The organism is Yersinia rochesterensis (genome assembly GCF_003600645.1).
Lineage (GTDB): Bacteria > Pseudomonadota > Gammaproteobacteria > Enterobacterales > Enterobacteriaceae > Yersinia > Yersinia rochesterensis.
Genome location: NZ_CP032482.1, coordinates 1,593,793 through 1,610,063, shown reverse-complemented (window position 1 = coordinate 1,610,063; position 16,271 = coordinate 1,593,793). Strand labels below are relative to the sequence as shown.

Below are 16,271 nucleotides of genomic sequence, written 5' to 3'. Positions count from 1 at the left end.
TGCATACTATGAAAGCTGCCATATTAAGAAGCAAAGATCCAGACGAACATTACTCAAAGAACTGGCTAATTTTCGCTTTTAGAATATCGATCGCAATACGGTTTTTGCCGCCGCGCGGAACGATAATGTCAGCATATTGCTTGGAAGGCTCGATAAACTGCAGGAACATTGGGCGCACTGTTTTCTGATATTGAGCCATGACGGAGTCCATGGAACGGCCACGTTCATTGACATCACGCTTCATACGGCGCATCAAACAGATATCCAAAGGGGTGTCAACAAAGATAGAAAAGTTCATTTCCTGGCGCAGACGAATGTCAGTCAACAGTAAGATCCCTTCCAAAATAATCACTTTTTTCGGTTCTAAATGGACGGTTTCTTTTTTACGCGTGTGCTCAGTATAACTGTAGAGCGGCAGTTCAATCGGCTTGCCTGCTTTCAGTGATTGCAGATGTTCCAACAATAAATTGTGGTCCATGGCGCTGGGATGGTCATAGTTAGTTTTGACCCGCTCTTCCATTGACAGGTGACTTTGGTCTTTGTAATAACCATCCTCAGGAATGACGCCAATATGTTGGTCACCAACCTGTTCACGCAATTCACGATACAGCGTACTGGCGATAAGACTTTTTCCGGAGGCTGAGGCACCCGCTATCCCGATAATGACGCACTGGTGTGCTTTGTCAGTCATAAAATTAAAGACCTGATTACGAAGTGTGAGGGGAGACAAAGCACGCTAAGTGCTTCGATCGCGCCAATTATAAGGAGTTAACGGGTTTGATGCCAGCACAATACCCTGCGTCTTTGGCGTTGCAGCGGTGTTGACTGCGCAACGCCAAAGACTTTAGAGAGACAAATAACCGCAATTACACCGCGCGGAATGAAATTTCCGTCGGAATCGCTTCGCCCTGCCAGTATATTTCTGCCGCAACGTTGGATGCCAGTTGGCGATAGATATCAGCAAATTCGCTATCAGGATGACTAACAACCGTTGGCTCGCCGCGGTCGAGGTCTTCGCGCAGTGAAATATGCAGCGGAATTTGGCCCAGTAGTTTGCAATGATATTTCTGCGCCAGTTTCTCTGCCCCGCCGGTACCAAAAATAGGTTCCAGATGGCCACAATTACTGCAAATATGCATGCTCATATTCTCAATAATACCCAGCACCGGCACATGCACTTTCTCAAACATCACAATGCCTTTCATGGCATCAATCAGGGCAATATCCTGTGGCGTGGTCACCACCAGCGCACCGGTGACTGGAATATTCTGTGACAGCGTCAGTTGGATATCACCGGTACCTGGCGGCATATCAATGACCAAATAATCCAAATCCGGCCATAAGGTATCTTGCAGCATCTGCATTAAGGCCTTGCTGGCCATCGGGCCGCGCCACACCATCGCGTTTTCGTCAGTCACCAAATAGCCAATCGAGTTAGTGGCAATACCATGGGCCATAATCGGTGCCATATGTTTGCCATCAGGGGATGTTGGCCGCTGCTGGGTGGTGCCCAACATATTTGGGATGGAGGGGCCATAAATATCAGCATCCAGAATACCGACTTTTGCGCCTTCCTCCGCCAAGGCCAATGCCAGGTTCACAGCGGTGCTGGATTTCCCCACCCCGCCTTTACCGGAACTGACCGCGACAATGTTGCGCACGCCTTTGACGCCCGGTTGATCATTGGCGCGTTTTAGCGTGGTGATATTATGAGAAAGTTTCCAGTCAATGGCCTTAGCACCGGTCACTGCCAGCAATTCTCCGCTGGCCGACTCTTTCAATGCATCAAAACCAAATTGCCAGGCAAAAGGCATCACCAGCTCGATATGCAGCACATTGTCCAATAGGGCACAGTGATGAATAGCGCGCAACTCAGTTAGGCTCTTTTGCAAGGTTGGGTGTTTAAAGGCAGCAAGAACCTTTGAAATTTGTAATTGCAGCAGGTCAGGGGTGGTCTGCTCGGGGGATTTTTGGCTCATCCCGGCTCCTTGTATTTATCGTTATTAACCAACAATCGTTTTTAACCAAAATATACTCTAAATAATTCGAGTTGCAGGAAGGCGGCAATTGAATAAATCCCGATGAGTTGACTCCAGTCAATAATTCGGGTGAATGAGAGCAGCCAACGCTCATGCAGCTTGAAGTATGACGAGTATATAGTGTACCAGAACTCCGTCATGCCTGTGTCGTCAAAGTAAATCGATTATAACTTAAGGCAAAGTGCAGGTTTCCTACCCTAGCGACGAGCCGGTATATCGGTTAACATCAAAGACCCTTTAATCGACATAAAGAAAGCAATTTCCCACTATGGCTCAAGTCGCGAAAAAAATATTGGTGACGTGCGCGCTACCATACGCTAACGGTTCTATACATCTCGGTCACATGCTCGAGCACATCCAGGCAGACGTATGGGTCCGTTTCCAGCGAATGCGCGGCAACCAGGTTCATTTTATCTGTGCAGATGATGCCCACGGCACCCCAATCATGCTAAAAGCTCAGCAATTGGGTATCGAACCAGAGCAGATGATTGCCGAAATGAGCCAGGAGCACCAACAAGATTTCGCCGGTTTCGCTATCAGTTATGATAACTATCACTCGACTCACAGTGATGAAAACCGTGAACTGTCGAGCCTGATATACGGCCGCCTAAAAGCGAACGGTCATATCAAAAATCGGACTATTTCTCAGCTCTATGACCCTGAGAAAGGTATGTTTCTGCCCGATCGCTTTGTGAAAGGCACTTGTCCGAAGTGTAAAGCGCCGGATCAATATGGCGATAACTGCGAAGTTTGTGGCGCAACCTACAGCCCGACTGAACTTATTGACCCAAAATCTGCGGTTTCCGGTGCTACGCCGGTCATGCGCGAATCTGAGCATTTCTTCTTCGACTTACCTGCTTTCAGCGATATGTTGCAAGCCTGGACACGTTCAGGCGCACTGCAAGAACAAGTTGCGAATAAAATGCAGGAATGGTTTGAGTCGGGCCTGCAACAGTGGGATATCTCCCGTGATGCGCCTTACTTTGGTTTTGAAATCCCCGATGCGCCAGGTAAATATTTCTACGTCTGGCTTGATGCCCCTATCGGCTATATGGGCGCATTCAAAAATCTGTGCGATAAGCGCGGCGATTTAGATTTTGATGAGTTCTGGCGTAAAGATTCTACAACCGATCTGTATCATTTCATCGGTAAAGACATTGTTTACTTCCATAGCTTGTTCTGGCCAGCCATGTTGGAGGGCAGTAACTTCCGCAAGCCAACCAATCTGTTCGTCCATGGTTATGTCACGGTAAACGGCGCAAAAATGTCGAAATCCCGTGGCACATTCATTAAAGCGGGCACTTACCTGAAACATCTGGATGCCGATTGCCTGCGTTATTACTACGCCGCCAAGCTCTCTTCACGTATTGATGATATCGATTTGAATCTGGAAGATTTTGTCCAGCGCGTTAATGCCGATATCGTCAATAAAGTGGTCAATCTGGCTTCCCGTAATGCCGGTTTTATTAACAAGCGTTTTGCTGGTAAGTTAGCCGGGAACCTTGCTTCACCTGAATTATATAAAACCTTTACAGATGCCGCCGTCAGTATTGCGGATGCTTATAATAGCCGCGAATCAAGCAAAGCGATTCGTGAAATTATGGCGCTGGCCGATGTTGCCAACCGTTATGTTGATGAACAGGCTCCTTGGGTTGTGGCGAAAGAAGAAGGCCGTGATGCTGACTTGCAAGCTATTTGCTCCATGGGCATCAACCTGTTCCGGGTCTTGATGACTTACCTCAAGCCGGTGCTACCTGCGCTGACCGAACGTACCGAAGCTTTCCTCAACACTGAATTAACTTGGGATAGCATCGAACACCCCCTGTTAGGTCATCAGATTAATACTTTTAAAGCGCTATTTAACCGTATTGATTTGGATAAGGTGAACGATATGGTCGCTTCTTCTAAAGAAGATATGGCTGCAACAGCAGTGACGGTAACCGGTCCATTAGCCGATGACCCGATCCAGGAAACCATCAGTTTTGATGATTTTGCTAAAGTGGATATGCGTATCGCGCTGATTGAACAAGCAGATTTTGTCGAGGGTTCAGATAAATTACTGAAACTAAAACTGAATATCGGCGGTGAAACGCGTCAGGTCTTCTCTGGCATTCGTTCGGCTTACCCTGATCCGAAAGTCTTAGAAGGTCGACTCACCATGATGGTGGCAAACCTGGCTCCACGTAAAATGCGCTTTGGTATTTCAGAGGGTATGGTGATGGCAGCCGGCCCTGGCGGCAACGATATCTTCCTGCTTAGTCCGGACAGTGGTGCTCAACCCGGCATGCAAGTAAAGTAATATCGAGCTAGAAGACGAAAAAGCCAGTCATGGGAGTCCTGACTGGCTTTTTATTGCCAACATATTGATTGAAATCTGACCGTTACTCTCTATGCGTGATAGGTTGCTGCTCACGTTGCCGAGCTTCCAACCAAAATAGGATATTAATAAATAAACTGAGTGAGAAAATTAAAAATAAAATACTGTCCAGTAAAGAAATCTTAATAAGTGCATCAATAATAATATTCTTATGATGTTTTACTTCCACAAATCCTGACGAGAAAAACCAGAATAAACCAACGGCCCCCACGATATTCAATGCCACCACCGGCCAATACCATTTAGCCAGTAAAAAGAAAATCCACGACAACATCATTAACGCAATAATGGCATCATCTAACTCAAATAATAGAAAAAAGCTTAGATATAATAAACTAAAGCTGATCAGTGCCAATCTGAATGGATATTCGTTAGGTAAGGTAGAAGCCCATTGTTTTCTACGTTCACATGCGAGTGGTTTTATATCAAAAATATTGATAAGTATCAGATAAAGTAAAAATGAACCCAACAAGAAAAACATCAGTACGCCGTGCAAAAAACAATAAGCGAACGGAAGAAAGTGGAACATCAATAAACAGGGACTTAACTTTTGGCTCGCCAAACGGTATGAACAAGGTAGCAACAACACCAATGAAAGTACGGGAAAGAAGGACGAAACTGAAAGATACAAAACGTCATCAGTCAAATCAGGAAATAAAATCGTCACCAGAAACACAATAACCATTAATGCGAATAAATAACGAAAAAATAGAAAGAAGAACTCACTACGCGACATATAGCGGCAAATAGGGTTATCAATAAATCCATTATTGATAAGATAATCTAAATCCATTTTCGCCATCTCAACGCCATCTTTCCTGAATTTATATAGGTTGCTAATTTTACCCATAGTGACTTTAATCCTTTAAAAATCATTAAACTTAAAACGATGAAAATTGACTCATTTCATGACAGTTAACATCTTTTATTTTATTGTTGTGGCTCAGGTCTATTTAGAATACCAGTCATGAGTATGCAGTGAAATAAAATATTAACCCTGATGTTCGTTGTAATAAAAATAGACCATAAAACTTCTATTGAAATAAAACCACTAAAACAAAAAGGTTATTGGTATTATTTGCTCTCATTATACTCACCCCCTCTCCGTCTTTCGCTGTTTATTTCAGCTATCCAAACTAAAAGACATAAGGCAATCCAAAAATTCATAACAAAGTTAATTCCTTATCTAAATAGTTATGGTTATGATGTTCCACAGAGACAGATAGACGTCTAGACACAAAGATAGCCATAACAATGATAGCAACGTACACATTGCATAACATATCAACACCATGACGGAGTTCCAGATGAAAAAATTTTCTTCCCCATTACTGGCCCTGAGCCTATTGACGGCACTGCCAGTATTCGCTGCGGACACCGCCACAGTAGCCCCAATTCCAGACGCGATAGCCAACCATGAAGGGCTGATTAAAATTGCGGTAATTCGTAATTTGGGTTCTGACGACAACACAACACAGTTCTTGTCAGGTGTATTAAAAGAGGGCAAAAAGCTCGGTTTCAAAGTCGATACTTTCTTGAGTAATGGCGATGATGCACGTTTTCAGGACTTTGTTAACCAAGCTATTAGCCAAAAATATGATGGAATTATCCTTTCCCAAGGCCGTGACCCTTACTCAACTGAACTGGTTAAACGTATTGCCGCCAGCGGCATTGCGGTGTCTGTATTTGATACCGCCATTCAGGGCGATATCCCCGGCTTAACTGTGACTCAACAAGACGACGCCTCCTTGACCAATGAATCTTTCGGTCAATTAGTCAAAGATTTCAACGGGAAAGCAAATATTATTAAACTCTGGGTAGCCGGTTTCCCACCAATGGAACGTCGCCAGGCCGCTTATCAGACATTACTAAAACAGAATCCGGGCATTGTTGAACTGGAGTCTATTGGTGCTGTTTCATCTGATGTTCAAGGTGATACCGCGAATAAAGTGGGTGCCGTCTTGGCAAAATACCCAAAAGGTAAGATCGACGCTATCTGGGGAACTTGGGATGCCTTTACTCAGGGCGCTTATAAAGCCTTGCAGGAAAATGGCCGTACTGAAATCAAGCTGTACAGCATTGATATCTCGAATCAAGATTTACAACTGATGCGTGAAGCTAATAGCCCATGGAAAGTCAGTGTTGCTGTCGATCCTAAGCTCATTGGGGCGGTTAACTTGCGCCTGATTGCCAAGAAGATTGCTGGTGAAGAAACCCCCGCTAGCTATGAATTCCGTGCAGCCTCTATTCCACAAGCCCTGTTGGCAAGCCAACCCGGCCCGGTTAACGTTGCTGGTTTGAGTAAAATTATCCCTGGCTGGGGCCAATCTGATGATTTCAACTCGCCTTGGTTTGCTACCCTTGCGGTCAAGAACGGTCAGTAATGAACCCGTAAAAATCAATGTGGTTAATCGATTTGGAGTGAAATAAATGGCAGCGCAAGGAGTCTTGCCGACACCAGAATACAGCCGCAATATGCGGCTGATTGGTCATAGCGATCAGGGCGGCAAACCAGATGGTGTGCAGGTGATGGTGCATCGCGGTTACGCCTATGTCGGCCATATGGTGTCGCAGGGTGTCTCAATTATTGATGTTCGAGATGCCAAAAATCCCCGCCCCGCGGGTTTTATTGCCGCACCACCCAATACCTGGAATGTGCACTTACAAGCCCATGATGACCTGTTACTGGTGATTAATGCTCGTGACCTCTTCGCTGACGCCAGTTTTGCCGAAGAAAAAGTGTATTACACCCAGTCAGTTGCCCAAACGGTCAGTACCCAGCAAGAAGGCCGCGGTTGGAGTGCCGGTTTACGCATTTTTGATATTTCGACACCGGATAAGCCGCGCGAGATAAGTTTCCTGCCACTTGACGGCATTGGTATCCACCGAATCTGGTATGTCGGCGGGCGTTGGGCTTATGTTTCGGCGCTGTTAGATGGTTACAGTGATTATATCTTTCTCACCATTGACTTGGCTGACCCGCAAAAACCGCAGGTTGCTGGCCGTTATGCTTTACCCGGCATGCATACTGCGGCGGGTGAGCAAGCCACTTGGCCAGACGGCAAACGCTATGCATTGCATCATGCCATTATCAGCGGCGACACTGCATATGGCAGTTGGCGCGATGGCGGCCTAACCTTGTTAGATGTCAGCGACCGCTCTGAGCCAACGCTTATCAGTCATCGTAACTGGAGCCCACCATTTGGCGGTGGCACACATACTGCATTGCCCCTGCCCGACCGCGATTTATTGGTGGTGCTGGATGAAGCGGTGCTGGATAACCAAGAGGATGGCGAGAAGCATATTTGGTTATTCGATATTCGTGAGCCGAGCAATCCGGTGAGTATCTCAACCTTCCCGGTGCCTGATGAGCAGGATTATGTGAAAAAAGGCGCTCATTTTGGCCCACATAATTTGCATGAGAACCGGCCTGGTAGTTTTATCAGCTCATCACTGATTTTTGCAACTTACCAGAATGCCGGGGTTCGTGCTTATGACATCAGCAACCCTTATCAGCCGAAAGAGACGGGGGCTTTAGTGCCCGCTGCGCCGGAAAAAATGATGGATAAGCGACCCGGTCGCCCACAAGTCATTCAGTCGTGTGATGTGTTTGTTGATGCCAAGGGGATTATCTACAGCACCGATTATAATGGTGGCTTATCTATCATCGAATATTTAGGTTAAAAACCTATAAATGGCTGGTCGATTTAGGTCGATCGGCTATTTGCAAAAATTTTTCTTCCTCCCCCTCTCTTTAGTTCCTGCAATAGTCTACTGTAATTGGCTGAGCCGCTCTGTGGTAATGCTGTTCGAGTCATTCTTTTGATTGAAAAAACCGCATAGAAACAGTTCATTACCCAAAATAATTATCAATAAGAAAATGCCATGAAAGGATTTCCATCGCGAGTCACTAATCTGCTGATTGCCTCATTGGTCTTGACCATTGGGCGAGCCGTCACACTCCCCTTTATCACCATCTATTTGGCCGAGCATTTTCAGTTGGCTCCCGATAAGGTTGGGTTAGTCCTTGGGGCGAGTTTAACCTTAGGTATTTTCACCAGTTTGTACGGCGGTTATCTGGTGGACAAATTCAACAAAAAACAGTTGATTCTGCTAGCCGTCACCCTATTCTCAGTGACCTTTTTTAGCTTGCCGTGGGTTGAGCACCCAGCGTGGGTTATCCTGATTCTGGCGCTGTTGCACTCGGCCTACTCGGTCTACGCTATTGCTATTAAAGCCTGTTTTGCTGACTGGCTACCGGTTAATGAGCGCATTAAAGCTTTCTCGGCTAACTACACCCTAGTGAATGTTGGCTGGGCGATCGGCCCAGGGTTAGGGGTGTTGGTCGTCAACATCGGGCCGCAAGTTCCTTTTATCATTTCGGGGATACTGGCGTTATTGGTGGCCATCACTTTAAAATTCAGAATAAACAGCGCTGATATGTCGGTCGCTGAACAGACACAGACCGAATCCGTGCCAGATTTCCGCCAGACATTCCGTATTCTGCGCCATGATAACCGGCTGATTTATTTCACTATTGGGAGCATGCTCAGTGCAGTGGTTTTTGGCCAGTTCTCCGGCTACTTATCTCAATACCTGATTACCGTGTCTGATGCCAAATTTGCTTATCAAGTGATTGGTGCCGTGATGACGGTCAATGCCGTCATTGTCATTACCTTACAATACCTATTAAGTCGCCGTATGAATCAACAGAATTTAATGCGCTGGCTGATGCTCGGCACACTGTTCTTTATTATTGGTTTGTTCGGATTTATGGTGGCTCAGCAGTCAATCCCCGTGTGGATGCTGGCAATGGCGATTTTCTCATTAGGTGAGATTATTGTTATCCCGGTCGAATACCTGTTTATCGATTTTATTGCCCCAGCAAATCTTAAAGGCAGTTACTATGGAGTACAGAATCTCGGCCAGTTAGGCGGTGCAGCTAATCCGGTACTTTGCGGCTTTTTGTTAGCGTATGCGGCACCACAAATGATGTTCTATATGCTAATTGTTGCGGCTATTTTGGGGCTGGCATTCTTCTATCGCGGCTACCAACTGGCTAAAAGACAAGAAGAGCCAGCAGCCAGCACCCCTGCAATTTGAAAAGTAATGGGTATATTATTCATACTGTGATGACTGGCACAGTGCTAAACTTAATTGTATGATGAATGTATTCGGTCACTCAGGACTCTTCTTATGCGCAATGTGACTTCACTTTGCTGGCAGTATCTGCGAGCTTTCGTCATTATTTATCTGTGTTTATGGGCGGGTAAGGCCGTGGCCTTACTGCTACCCATCACCATCCCCGGTAGCATCATCGGCATGCTGATTCTGTTTGCTCTGCTGGCCTCACAGATTTTGCCTTCAACCTGGGTGAAACCTGGCTGCCACCTGCTGATCCGCTATATGGCGCTACTGTTTGTGCCGATCGGTGTCGGCGTCATGCAATATTATGATCAACTGACCCAGCAGTTTGGCCCGATTGTGGTTTCCTGCTTTGTCAGTACCCTGATTGTGATGCTGGTGGTGGCCTACAGTTCACAATATGTCCACCGTGAGCGCAAGGTGGTAGGTTCTCCGACTCACACGGAGGAAGACAAATGATCAGCAATTTATGGTGGTCACTGCCACTGACTCTCATTGTGTTCTTCAGCGCCCGTCGTTTGGCCCGCTGGCTAAAAATGCCGCTGCTCAACCCATTATTGATATCAATGGTTGTCATCATTCCATTGTTGTTAGTAACACATATGCCCTATGCCAACTATTTCGCGGGCAGCAAAATCCTGAATGACCTGTTGCAGCCCGCGGTGGTGGCACTGGCTTTCCCACTGTATGAACAGTTGCATCAGATTCGTGCGCGCTGGAAATCCATCATTAGCATCTGTTTTATCGGCAGTATTACCGCCATGGTCAGTGGTACTGCTGTTGCCCTCTGGATGGGGGCAACCCCTGAAATTGCTGCCTCAGTTTTGCCAAAATCCGTCACTACGCCGATCGCCATGGCCGTGGCCGAATCTATTCATGGTTTACCGGCCATCAGTGCGGTATGCGTTATTTTTGTCGGCATTCTGGGGGCCGTTTTTGGTCACAGCTTGTTGAATCTGTTAAAAATCACCACCAAAGCCTCGCGCGGTTTGGCAATGGGAACAGCTTCGCACGCCCTTGGCACTGCCCGTTGTGCGGAGTTAGATTTCCAGGAAGGCGCGTTTAGCTCACTCGCATTGGTTATCTGCGGGATTATTACTTCACTGCTGGCGCCCTTTTTATTTCCGATACTGCTACATTTATTTGGCTGAGGATGACGGTATAAATTTGAGATACATCTCTCATTTGGGATTTTACTTGCATAGATTTCATATATAACGAGATCCACGTCACACCAAGAAAACCCTAAGCTGCCTAAAATAGTTTCCCGTAACTATTGGAGAGAACCCTATGCAAGCACGTTTCCATGACGCTTGGGCTACGTTGCCCGCCTCACTGCAATCCGCCCTTGAACCTATCTTGAGCGCAAACGATTTCCCTGCAATGCTGACAGCTAAGCAAGTTGAAACAGTGAAGAGCATCAGTGGGTTAGATGACGATGCGCTAGCATTTGCGTTGTTACCACTGGCCGCCGCTTGTGCGCTAACGCCTATCTCCCATTTTAAGGTCGGGGCCATTGCCAGGGGGATTAGCGGTAATCTCTATTTCGGTGCCAATATGGAGTTCAGTGGTGCCCCATTGCAACAAACCATTCATGCCGAACAGTGCGCTGTCACCCATGCATGGCTGCGCAATGAGGCCAGTTTGGTTTCTATTACCGTTAATTACACGCCATGTGGTCATTGCCGCCAGTTTATGAATGAATTGAACAGCGGAACTGGCCTGCACATTCATCTACCAGGCCGCCCGGCTTCAACACTGGGACAATATTTACCTGACTCTTTCGGTCCGAAAGATCTGGATATCACCACCCTGCTGATGGACCCGGTCAATCACGAATATAAAGTGACTGACACTGACGCCTTGACTCAGGCGGCACTTAATGGTGCAAACCACAGCCATGCACCTTACAGCCTTTCTCACAGCGGCGTGGCATTAGAAACTGCAGATGGCAACATTTATGCAGGCCGTTATGCTGAAAATGCGGCATTCAACCCGAGTTTGCCACCACTGCAAGCCGCATTGATCCTGACCAATCTTTCAGGCAAAGATTGTGGTGCTATTCGCCGCGCAGTGCTGGTCGAAGGCAGCCAGCCGATACTGACTCAGTGGGCTGCAACTCAAGCCACACTGGCCGCCCTTGGTTGCTCTGATGTAAAACGCGTGACATTTTAAACGAATAGCGCTTAATCCGGGGTTATCTGACTAACCCCGGTTATCACTTTGCTCAGTCACCACCCGGCTGGCGACAGTCAGTAATAAATCAGTCCCCACCACGGCCTGAAGGGCTATCAGCAAATGAGGCTGTACCAGATACTCCTCCAATGTGATGTTTTTTTGTGCCAGCAGGTGAGTTTTATCTGCCATGCAAACAAAATGCTCCTCGAATGACAACGCAGCATGCAATGGCATGCGGGGTATTGCGCAATAAAACACCGCATGTTGCTGATTAGCTATTGAATCTGTAAGTTGGCTCGCACTTTTACCCACAGTTGTTTTATTTAACTAACAAAAGCTGTACATATTTTTCTTATCTTTTAGGATCGGGGTAACAATTACTGTCTCTACCCAAAGTCAAAGAGTAAAACTCATGGAACTGGAATACGAAAGTAAGCGCCCCTTGTACATCCCTTACGCTGGCCCCATCCTATTGGAATTCCCTTTATTGAATAAAGGTAGCGCCTTCACTAATGATGAGCGCAACCACTTCAATTTACACGGCTTATTACCGGAAGCGGTTGAAACCATTGAGGAACAGGCCGAGCGTGCTTACCGCCAGTATCAAGATTTCAAAAACGACGATGATAAACATATTTATCTGCGTAATATTCAAGATACCAATGAGACTCTGTTTTACCGCCTGCTGGAAGCCCATCTCAGTGAGATGATGCCCATTATTTATACCCCGACTGTAGGCGAAGCTTGCGAACACTTTTCGGATATCTATCGCCGCGCGCGCGGGTTATTTATCTCCTATCCGAACCGTGAACACATTGATGACATGCTGCAAAATGCCACCAAGCAGAATGTTAAGGTTATCGTGGTCACCGACGGCGAACGTATTCTTGGCCTTGGCGATCAGGGTATCGGCGGTATGGGCATTCCCATTGGGAAACTCTCACTGTATACCGCGTGTGGTGGTATCAGCCCAGCTTATACTTTGCCAGTGGTGTTGGATGTGGGCACCAACAATCCACAACGCCTGAATGACCCGCTGTATATGGGCTGGCGTCACCCGCGAATTTCCGGCGATGAATATTATGCATTTGTTGATGAGTTCATTCAGGCAGTAAAACGTCGCTGGCCGAATGTGTTGTTGCAGTTTGAGGATTTTGCTCAGAATAACGCGACTCCGCTGCTTAACCGCTATCGTGATGAGTTGTGCTGTTTCAATGATGATATTCAAGGTACTGCAGCGGTCACCTTGGGTAGCCTGATTGCCGCCAGTCATGCCGCTGGTAGCCAGTTGCGCGACCAAACAGTCACCTTCCTCGGTGCCGGTTCTGCTGGTTGTGGTATTGCTGAGCAAATCATCGCACAGATGATCTCAGAAGGATTGAGCGAAGAACAAGCCCGGGCGCGCGTCTTTATGGTCGACCGTTTCGGCCTGTTGACTGACAAACTCCCTAATTTGTTGGATTTTCAAAGTAAACTGGTGCAGAAGAGTGATTCACTGCAGGGCTGGAATCTGAGCAGTGACTCAATCTCATTGCAGGATGTCGTGCGTAATGCCAAGCCCACTGTCCTGATTGGCGTTTCTGGTCAGCCAGGGCTGTTTACCGAAGAATTGATCCGTGAGATGCACAAACACTGCGCGCGCCCAATCGTGATGCCACTGTCGAACCCAACATCGCGGGTAGAAGCACGGCCAGAAGACATTATTAACTGGACCGATGGCGCCGCACTGGTGGCGACGGGCAGTCCTTTCTCACCCGTGAGTTATAAAGATAAACTGTATCCAATTGCTCAATGCAATAATTCCTATATCTTCCCCGGTATTGGCTTGGGAGTATTGGCATCCGGCGCCAAACGCGTGACTGACGGCATGCTAATGGCTGCCAGCCGCGCATTAGCCGGGTGTTCACCACTAGCGCTTAATGGTGAGGGGGCATTGTTGCCGAATATCGACGATATTCAAGCTGTGTCAAAAACCATTGCAATGCAGGTCGGTAAAGCCGCACAGTTGCAAGGCGTCGCCATTGTGACCTCAGAAGAAGCACTGGCAAAAGCCATTGAGCATAACTATTGGCAACCACAGTATCGTACCTACAAGCGAACTTCGTTCTAAATCCTACCCGGCCCGCACTTTTACGTTGGCCGAGTAACGAATGCAGCTAACGCCGCTGTAGCGCCAAGGGCGAAAAGACATTGGCATTACAGCCAGGCTGGCTGTAAGAGAATCCCGAATCACTGGCTCAAGTCAGTGATTCGGGTGAACGAGCGCAGCTAACGCAGTTGTAACCCTAAGGGCGAAAGATATTATGTTGCGCGGCATGGGCAGGTACAGTAGCCTTGCAACATCACCAGTGAGTTGAATGCATTAAAGGCCTCAGAATGTGGAAACGCCTGATTATTAGCTTAATTATCATCGCAGGGTTGCTGATGGTGACAGCTATTGCGCTCGATCGCTGGATCAGCTGGAAAACAGCCCCTTTTATTTATGATGAGCTACAAGACTTACCCCATCGGCAAGTCGGTGTGGTGTTGGGTACTGCCAAATATTACCGTACCGGTGGTATTAATCAGTTCTATCAATACCGCATCCAAGGAGCATTAAACGCCTATAACAGTGGCAAAATCAGTTACTTACTGCTTAGCGGTGATAATGCTCTACACAGTTATAACGAGCCAATGACCATGCGCCGTGACCTGATCGCCGCAGGGGTTGCCCCCTCTGATATCGTGTTGGATTATGCAGGTTTTCGCACGCTAGATTCTATTGTGCGCACTCGTAAGGTGTTTGATACTAATGATTTTATTATCATTACTCAGCGTTTCCATTGCGAGCGGGCATTATTTATTGCTCTGCATATGGGGATTCAAGCGCAGTGTTTTGCCGTGCCATCCCCCAAAAATATGCTCAATGTCCGGGTCCGCGAGATCTTTGCCCGCCTCGGCGCACTGTCTGATCTCTATGTTCTGAAACGTGAGCCGCGCTTCCTTGGGCCATTAATTCCTATCCCTGAGGTACACGTCATACCCGATGATGCACAAGGCTATCCGGCAGTATCGCCAGAACAGTTAGTTGAACTGGAACAACGGCTGGCAGAAGAAAAAGCGAAAAAAACTGCACCTGCACCTGCACCTGCACCTGCACCTGCACCTGCACCATGATTTTGAATTGGTTTTTACTCTTGCCCCGCTTTTGTTTTTGCTCTTGTTTTGCTTTTGCAGTTAAGCGCAATCAGAAATATTGCCGACAAAGATTGCAGGCCGAATGAGCCGCATGGACGCGGCGAAAGGGGCTGTCGAGCTGGAATGCGACAACACTGCGTAGCAGTTTTGAACAACGCTTGCGTTGGCCCGGAGAGTAGCCTCGAAGAGGCTATAGTCGGCCCCGGTTCGATTAGCATGCAAACTGCCGGAGGGTACTGCGAACAGCAGTAATATTTCGCGCCAGCGCGTAATTCCACAAGGGGGCCGCCACCCCCTTTGGCTGTTGGTTCACTCAAGGACAGGTGAGCCGTGAAGCACTAACAACCGAACCGGATCACTGAATATCTAACTTACTGAATTTGTGAACTCCTGAATCAACACCACTAGACTATAAAAAACTCCCCCTTTGCCCTAGAAATTCCCCCACATCGCTTTCAACCTCCCCCATTTCCTGCAATAACTGCAAGGTTTCCAGTGCTTCATCCTCATCCAGCCGACTCATGGCGAACCCCACATGCACCAAAACCCAATGGCCGATTAATGCTGCACTGGCCTGCTCATCTGCGGCCACCAGCATAATATTCACCGAGCGGCGTACACCGCAGACATCCACCCATGCCGTGCCCGGTTGAATGTCATCTAGCGCGACAATTTGCCCTGGGATCCCTATACACATAATCCGGCTCCTGCTGTATCACGGCATAAAAAAAGTAAATTCATTCCACCTCCAACCGCTTAATCATCACGCCATCATCAGCCGCGCCAGTACGCAAATGACTGCCGCCACACAATGGACAGCGAGTCACTTTACTGCTGAGCAAATTAATGGATTGCTGACAGTCATGGCACCACACTTGTGATTGCTGCTGGCTAAGATGCAAAACGCAGCCTTCAGCCAAAGTGCCACGGCACACCAGCTCAAAGCAGAACTCCAATGCCTGCGGCTCGACACAAGAAAATGCGCCGGTTTCCAGCCACACCCCGGTAATTCTCTGCGCACCATGCAGCCGTGCCTGCTGTTCTATCATGGCAATAGCGTTTTGGCACAAGGTAATCTCATGCATGACTGTTCTCCCTGTGTGGATTTAACTTACAAAAATAATGCAAAGACGGTGCCAGTAATTCCGCGCTTTCTACTGAAACGACATTCAATTTAACAAACTGATAAATAATGATATTTACCAAAATCCTCTCGCAATAAATTCACTGGATGAATAATTACTGTCGAAGTGTCATCAAACAGCGGCAGTTTCGTCACTAATGTCGACACCGACCTGTGGCAATCCCCCTGTTTTTACTGCCTTTTAAATTCCTCCCCTTTATCTGCAATCACC

General features: G+C 47.3%; 15 protein-coding genes. 9 read left to right on the top strand and 6 right to left on the bottom strand.

Annotated elements, in window-relative coordinates:
* Positions 1 to 49: 49 nt before the first annotated feature.
* Positions 50 to 691 (bottom strand): uridine kinase, encoded by a 642-nt coding sequence (gene udk, locus DXZ79_RS07605; protein WP_005162352.1) that lies wholly within the window; start codon positions 689 to 691, stop codon positions 50 to 52.
* A gap of 175 nt (positions 692 to 866) precedes the next feature.
* Positions 867 to 1,979, bottom strand: coding sequence for an iron-sulfur cluster carrier protein ApbC (gene apbC / locus DXZ79_RS07600; protein WP_038634293.1), 1,113 nt, complete (start codon positions 1,977 to 1,979; stop codon positions 867 to 869).
* Between the two features lie 328 nt (positions 1,980 to 2,307).
* Between apbC and metG the strand changes: the two genes are divergently transcribed.
* Positions 2,308 to 4,338: a methionine--tRNA ligase gene (metG, locus tag DXZ79_RS07595; protein ID WP_038634295.1), complete on the top strand. Its 2,031-nt coding sequence runs from the start codon at positions 2,308 to 2,310 to the stop codon at positions 4,336 to 4,338.
* 82 nt (positions 4,339 to 4,420) lie between these two features.
* On the opposite strand, the gene DXZ79_RS07590 is transcribed toward metG, so the two are convergent.
* Positions 4,421 to 5,266: a hypothetical protein gene (locus tag DXZ79_RS07590; RefSeq protein WP_072089091.1), complete on the bottom strand. Its 846-nt coding sequence runs from the start codon at positions 5,264 to 5,266 to the stop codon at positions 4,421 to 4,423.
* Positions 5,267 to 5,723: 457 nt separating this feature from the next.
* Here DXZ79_RS07590 and DXZ79_RS07585 point away from each other — a divergent pair, with 457 nt between their 5' ends.
* From DXZ79_RS07585 to cdd, 6 genes are all read left to right on the top strand, one after another.
* A complete protein-coding gene (locus DXZ79_RS07585) occupies positions 5,724 to 6,800 on the top strand; it encodes a sugar ABC transporter substrate-binding protein (RefSeq protein WP_162928733.1) in 1,077 nt (358 codons plus the stop codon).
* Positions 6,801 to 6,846: 46 nt separating this feature from the next.
* Positions 6,847 to 8,100, top strand: coding sequence for an LVIVD repeat-containing protein (locus tag DXZ79_RS07580; RefSeq protein WP_038634300.1), 1,254 nt, complete (start codon positions 6,847 to 6,849; stop codon positions 8,098 to 8,100).
* Positions 8,101 to 8,301: 201 nt separating this feature from the next.
* Positions 8,302 to 9,519 (top strand): MFS transporter, encoded by a 1,218-nt coding sequence (locus DXZ79_RS07575; RefSeq protein ID WP_042562359.1) that lies wholly within the window; start codon positions 8,302 to 8,304, stop codon positions 9,517 to 9,519.
* Positions 9,520 to 9,612: 93 nt separating this feature from the next.
* On the top strand, positions 9,613 to 10,020 hold the full coding sequence (locus tag DXZ79_RS07570) for a CidA/LrgA family protein (protein ID WP_004388761.1): 408 nt from the start codon (positions 9,613 to 9,615) through the stop codon (positions 10,018 to 10,020).
* Positions 10,017 to 10,712 carry a CidB/LrgB family autolysis modulator gene (locus DXZ79_RS07565; protein WP_038634304.1) on the top strand — a complete coding sequence of 232 codons (696 nt, stop codon included), beginning with the start codon at positions 10,017 to 10,019 and terminating at the stop codon, positions 10,710 to 10,712. Before DXZ79_RS07570 ends, DXZ79_RS07565 begins: the two co-directional genes overlap by 4 nt.
* A gap of 139 nt (positions 10,713 to 10,851) precedes the next feature.
* Complete coding sequence (cdd, locus tag DXZ79_RS07560) at positions 10,852 to 11,736, top strand: cytidine deaminase (protein WP_120011189.1); 885 nt, start codon at positions 10,852 to 10,854, stop codon at positions 11,734 to 11,736.
* A gap of 30 nt (positions 11,737 to 11,766) precedes the next feature.
* Here cdd and DXZ79_RS20655 read toward each other — a convergent pair whose 3' ends face one another.
* The gene (locus DXZ79_RS20655) at positions 11,767 to 11,928 is read right to left on the bottom strand and encodes a hypothetical protein (RefSeq protein ID WP_155483403.1); all 162 of its coding nucleotides are present in this window, start codon (positions 11,926 to 11,928) and stop codon (positions 11,767 to 11,769) included.
* A 223-nt stretch (positions 11,929 to 12,151) separates the two neighbouring features.
* Here DXZ79_RS20655 and DXZ79_RS07555 point away from each other — a divergent pair, with 223 nt between their 5' ends.
* Both DXZ79_RS07555 and sanA read left to right on the top strand, forming a co-directional pair.
* A complete protein-coding gene (locus DXZ79_RS07555) occupies positions 12,152 to 13,849 on the top strand; it encodes an NAD-dependent malic enzyme (RefSeq protein WP_038634309.1) in 1,698 nt (565 codons plus the stop codon).
* Between the two features lie 266 nt (positions 13,850 to 14,115).
* On the top strand, positions 14,116 to 14,895 hold the full coding sequence (sanA, locus tag DXZ79_RS07550; RefSeq protein ID WP_120011188.1) for an outer membrane permeability protein SanA: 780 nt from the start codon (positions 14,116 to 14,118) through the stop codon (positions 14,893 to 14,895).
* A gap of 430 nt (positions 14,896 to 15,325) precedes the next feature.
* Here the strand turns inward: sanA and DXZ79_RS07545 are convergent, their stop codons facing one another.
* Positions 15,326 to 15,613, bottom strand: coding sequence for a HypC/HybG/HupF family hydrogenase formation chaperone (locus tag DXZ79_RS07545; protein ID WP_038634315.1), 288 nt, complete (start codon positions 15,611 to 15,613; stop codon positions 15,326 to 15,328).
* A 40-nt stretch (positions 15,614 to 15,653) separates the two neighbouring features.
* A complete protein-coding gene (hypA, locus tag DXZ79_RS07540) occupies positions 15,654 to 16,001 on the bottom strand; it encodes a hydrogenase maturation nickel metallochaperone HypA (RefSeq protein ID WP_038634318.1) in 348 nt (115 codons plus the stop codon).
* Positions 16,002 to 16,271: the final 270 nt, after the last annotated feature.

What these genes read in the sequence shown, in the direction of transcription:
- udk (WP_005162352.1), bottom strand. Translation starts at nt 691, where the DNA reads ATGACTGACAAAGCACACCAGTGCGTCATTATCGGGATAGCGGGTGCC.
- apbC (WP_038634293.1), bottom strand. Translation starts at nt 1,979, where the DNA reads ATGAGCCAAAAATCCCCCGAGCAGACCACCCCTGACCTGCTGCAATTA.
- metG (WP_038634295.1), top strand. Translation starts at nt 2,308, where the DNA reads ATGGCTCAAGTCGCGAAAAAAATATTGGTGACGTGCGCGCTACCATAC.
- DXZ79_RS07590 (WP_072089091.1), bottom strand. Translation starts at nt 5,266, where the DNA reads ATGGGTAAAATTAGCAACCTATATAAATTCAGGAAAGATGGCGTTGAG.
- DXZ79_RS07585 (WP_162928733.1), top strand. Translation starts at nt 5,724, where the DNA reads ATGAAAAAATTTTCTTCCCCATTACTGGCCCTGAGCCTATTGACGGCA.
- DXZ79_RS07580 (WP_038634300.1), top strand. Translation starts at nt 6,847, where the DNA reads ATGGCAGCGCAAGGAGTCTTGCCGACACCAGAATACAGCCGCAATATG.
- DXZ79_RS07575 (WP_042562359.1), top strand. Translation starts at nt 8,302, where the DNA reads ATGAAAGGATTTCCATCGCGAGTCACTAATCTGCTGATTGCCTCATTG.
- DXZ79_RS07570 (WP_004388761.1), top strand. Translation starts at nt 9,613, where the DNA reads ATGCGCAATGTGACTTCACTTTGCTGGCAGTATCTGCGAGCTTTCGTC.
- DXZ79_RS07565 (WP_038634304.1), top strand. Translation starts at nt 10,017, where the DNA reads ATGATCAGCAATTTATGGTGGTCACTGCCACTGACTCTCATTGTGTTC.
- cdd (WP_120011189.1), top strand. Translation starts at nt 10,852, where the DNA reads ATGCAAGCACGTTTCCATGACGCTTGGGCTACGTTGCCCGCCTCACTG.
- DXZ79_RS20655 (WP_155483403.1), bottom strand. Translation starts at nt 11,928, where the DNA reads ATGGCAGATAAAACTCACCTGCTGGCACAAAAAAACATCACATTGGAG.
- DXZ79_RS07555 (WP_038634309.1), top strand. Translation starts at nt 12,152, where the DNA reads ATGGAACTGGAATACGAAAGTAAGCGCCCCTTGTACATCCCTTACGCT.
- sanA (WP_120011188.1), top strand. Translation starts at nt 14,116, where the DNA reads ATGTGGAAACGCCTGATTATTAGCTTAATTATCATCGCAGGGTTGCTG.
- DXZ79_RS07545 (WP_038634315.1), bottom strand. Translation starts at nt 15,613, where the DNA reads ATGTGTATAGGGATCCCAGGGCAAATTGTCGCGCTAGATGACATTCAA.
- hypA (WP_038634318.1), bottom strand. Translation starts at nt 16,001, where the DNA reads ATGCATGAGATTACCTTGTGCCAAAACGCTATTGCCATGATAGAACAG.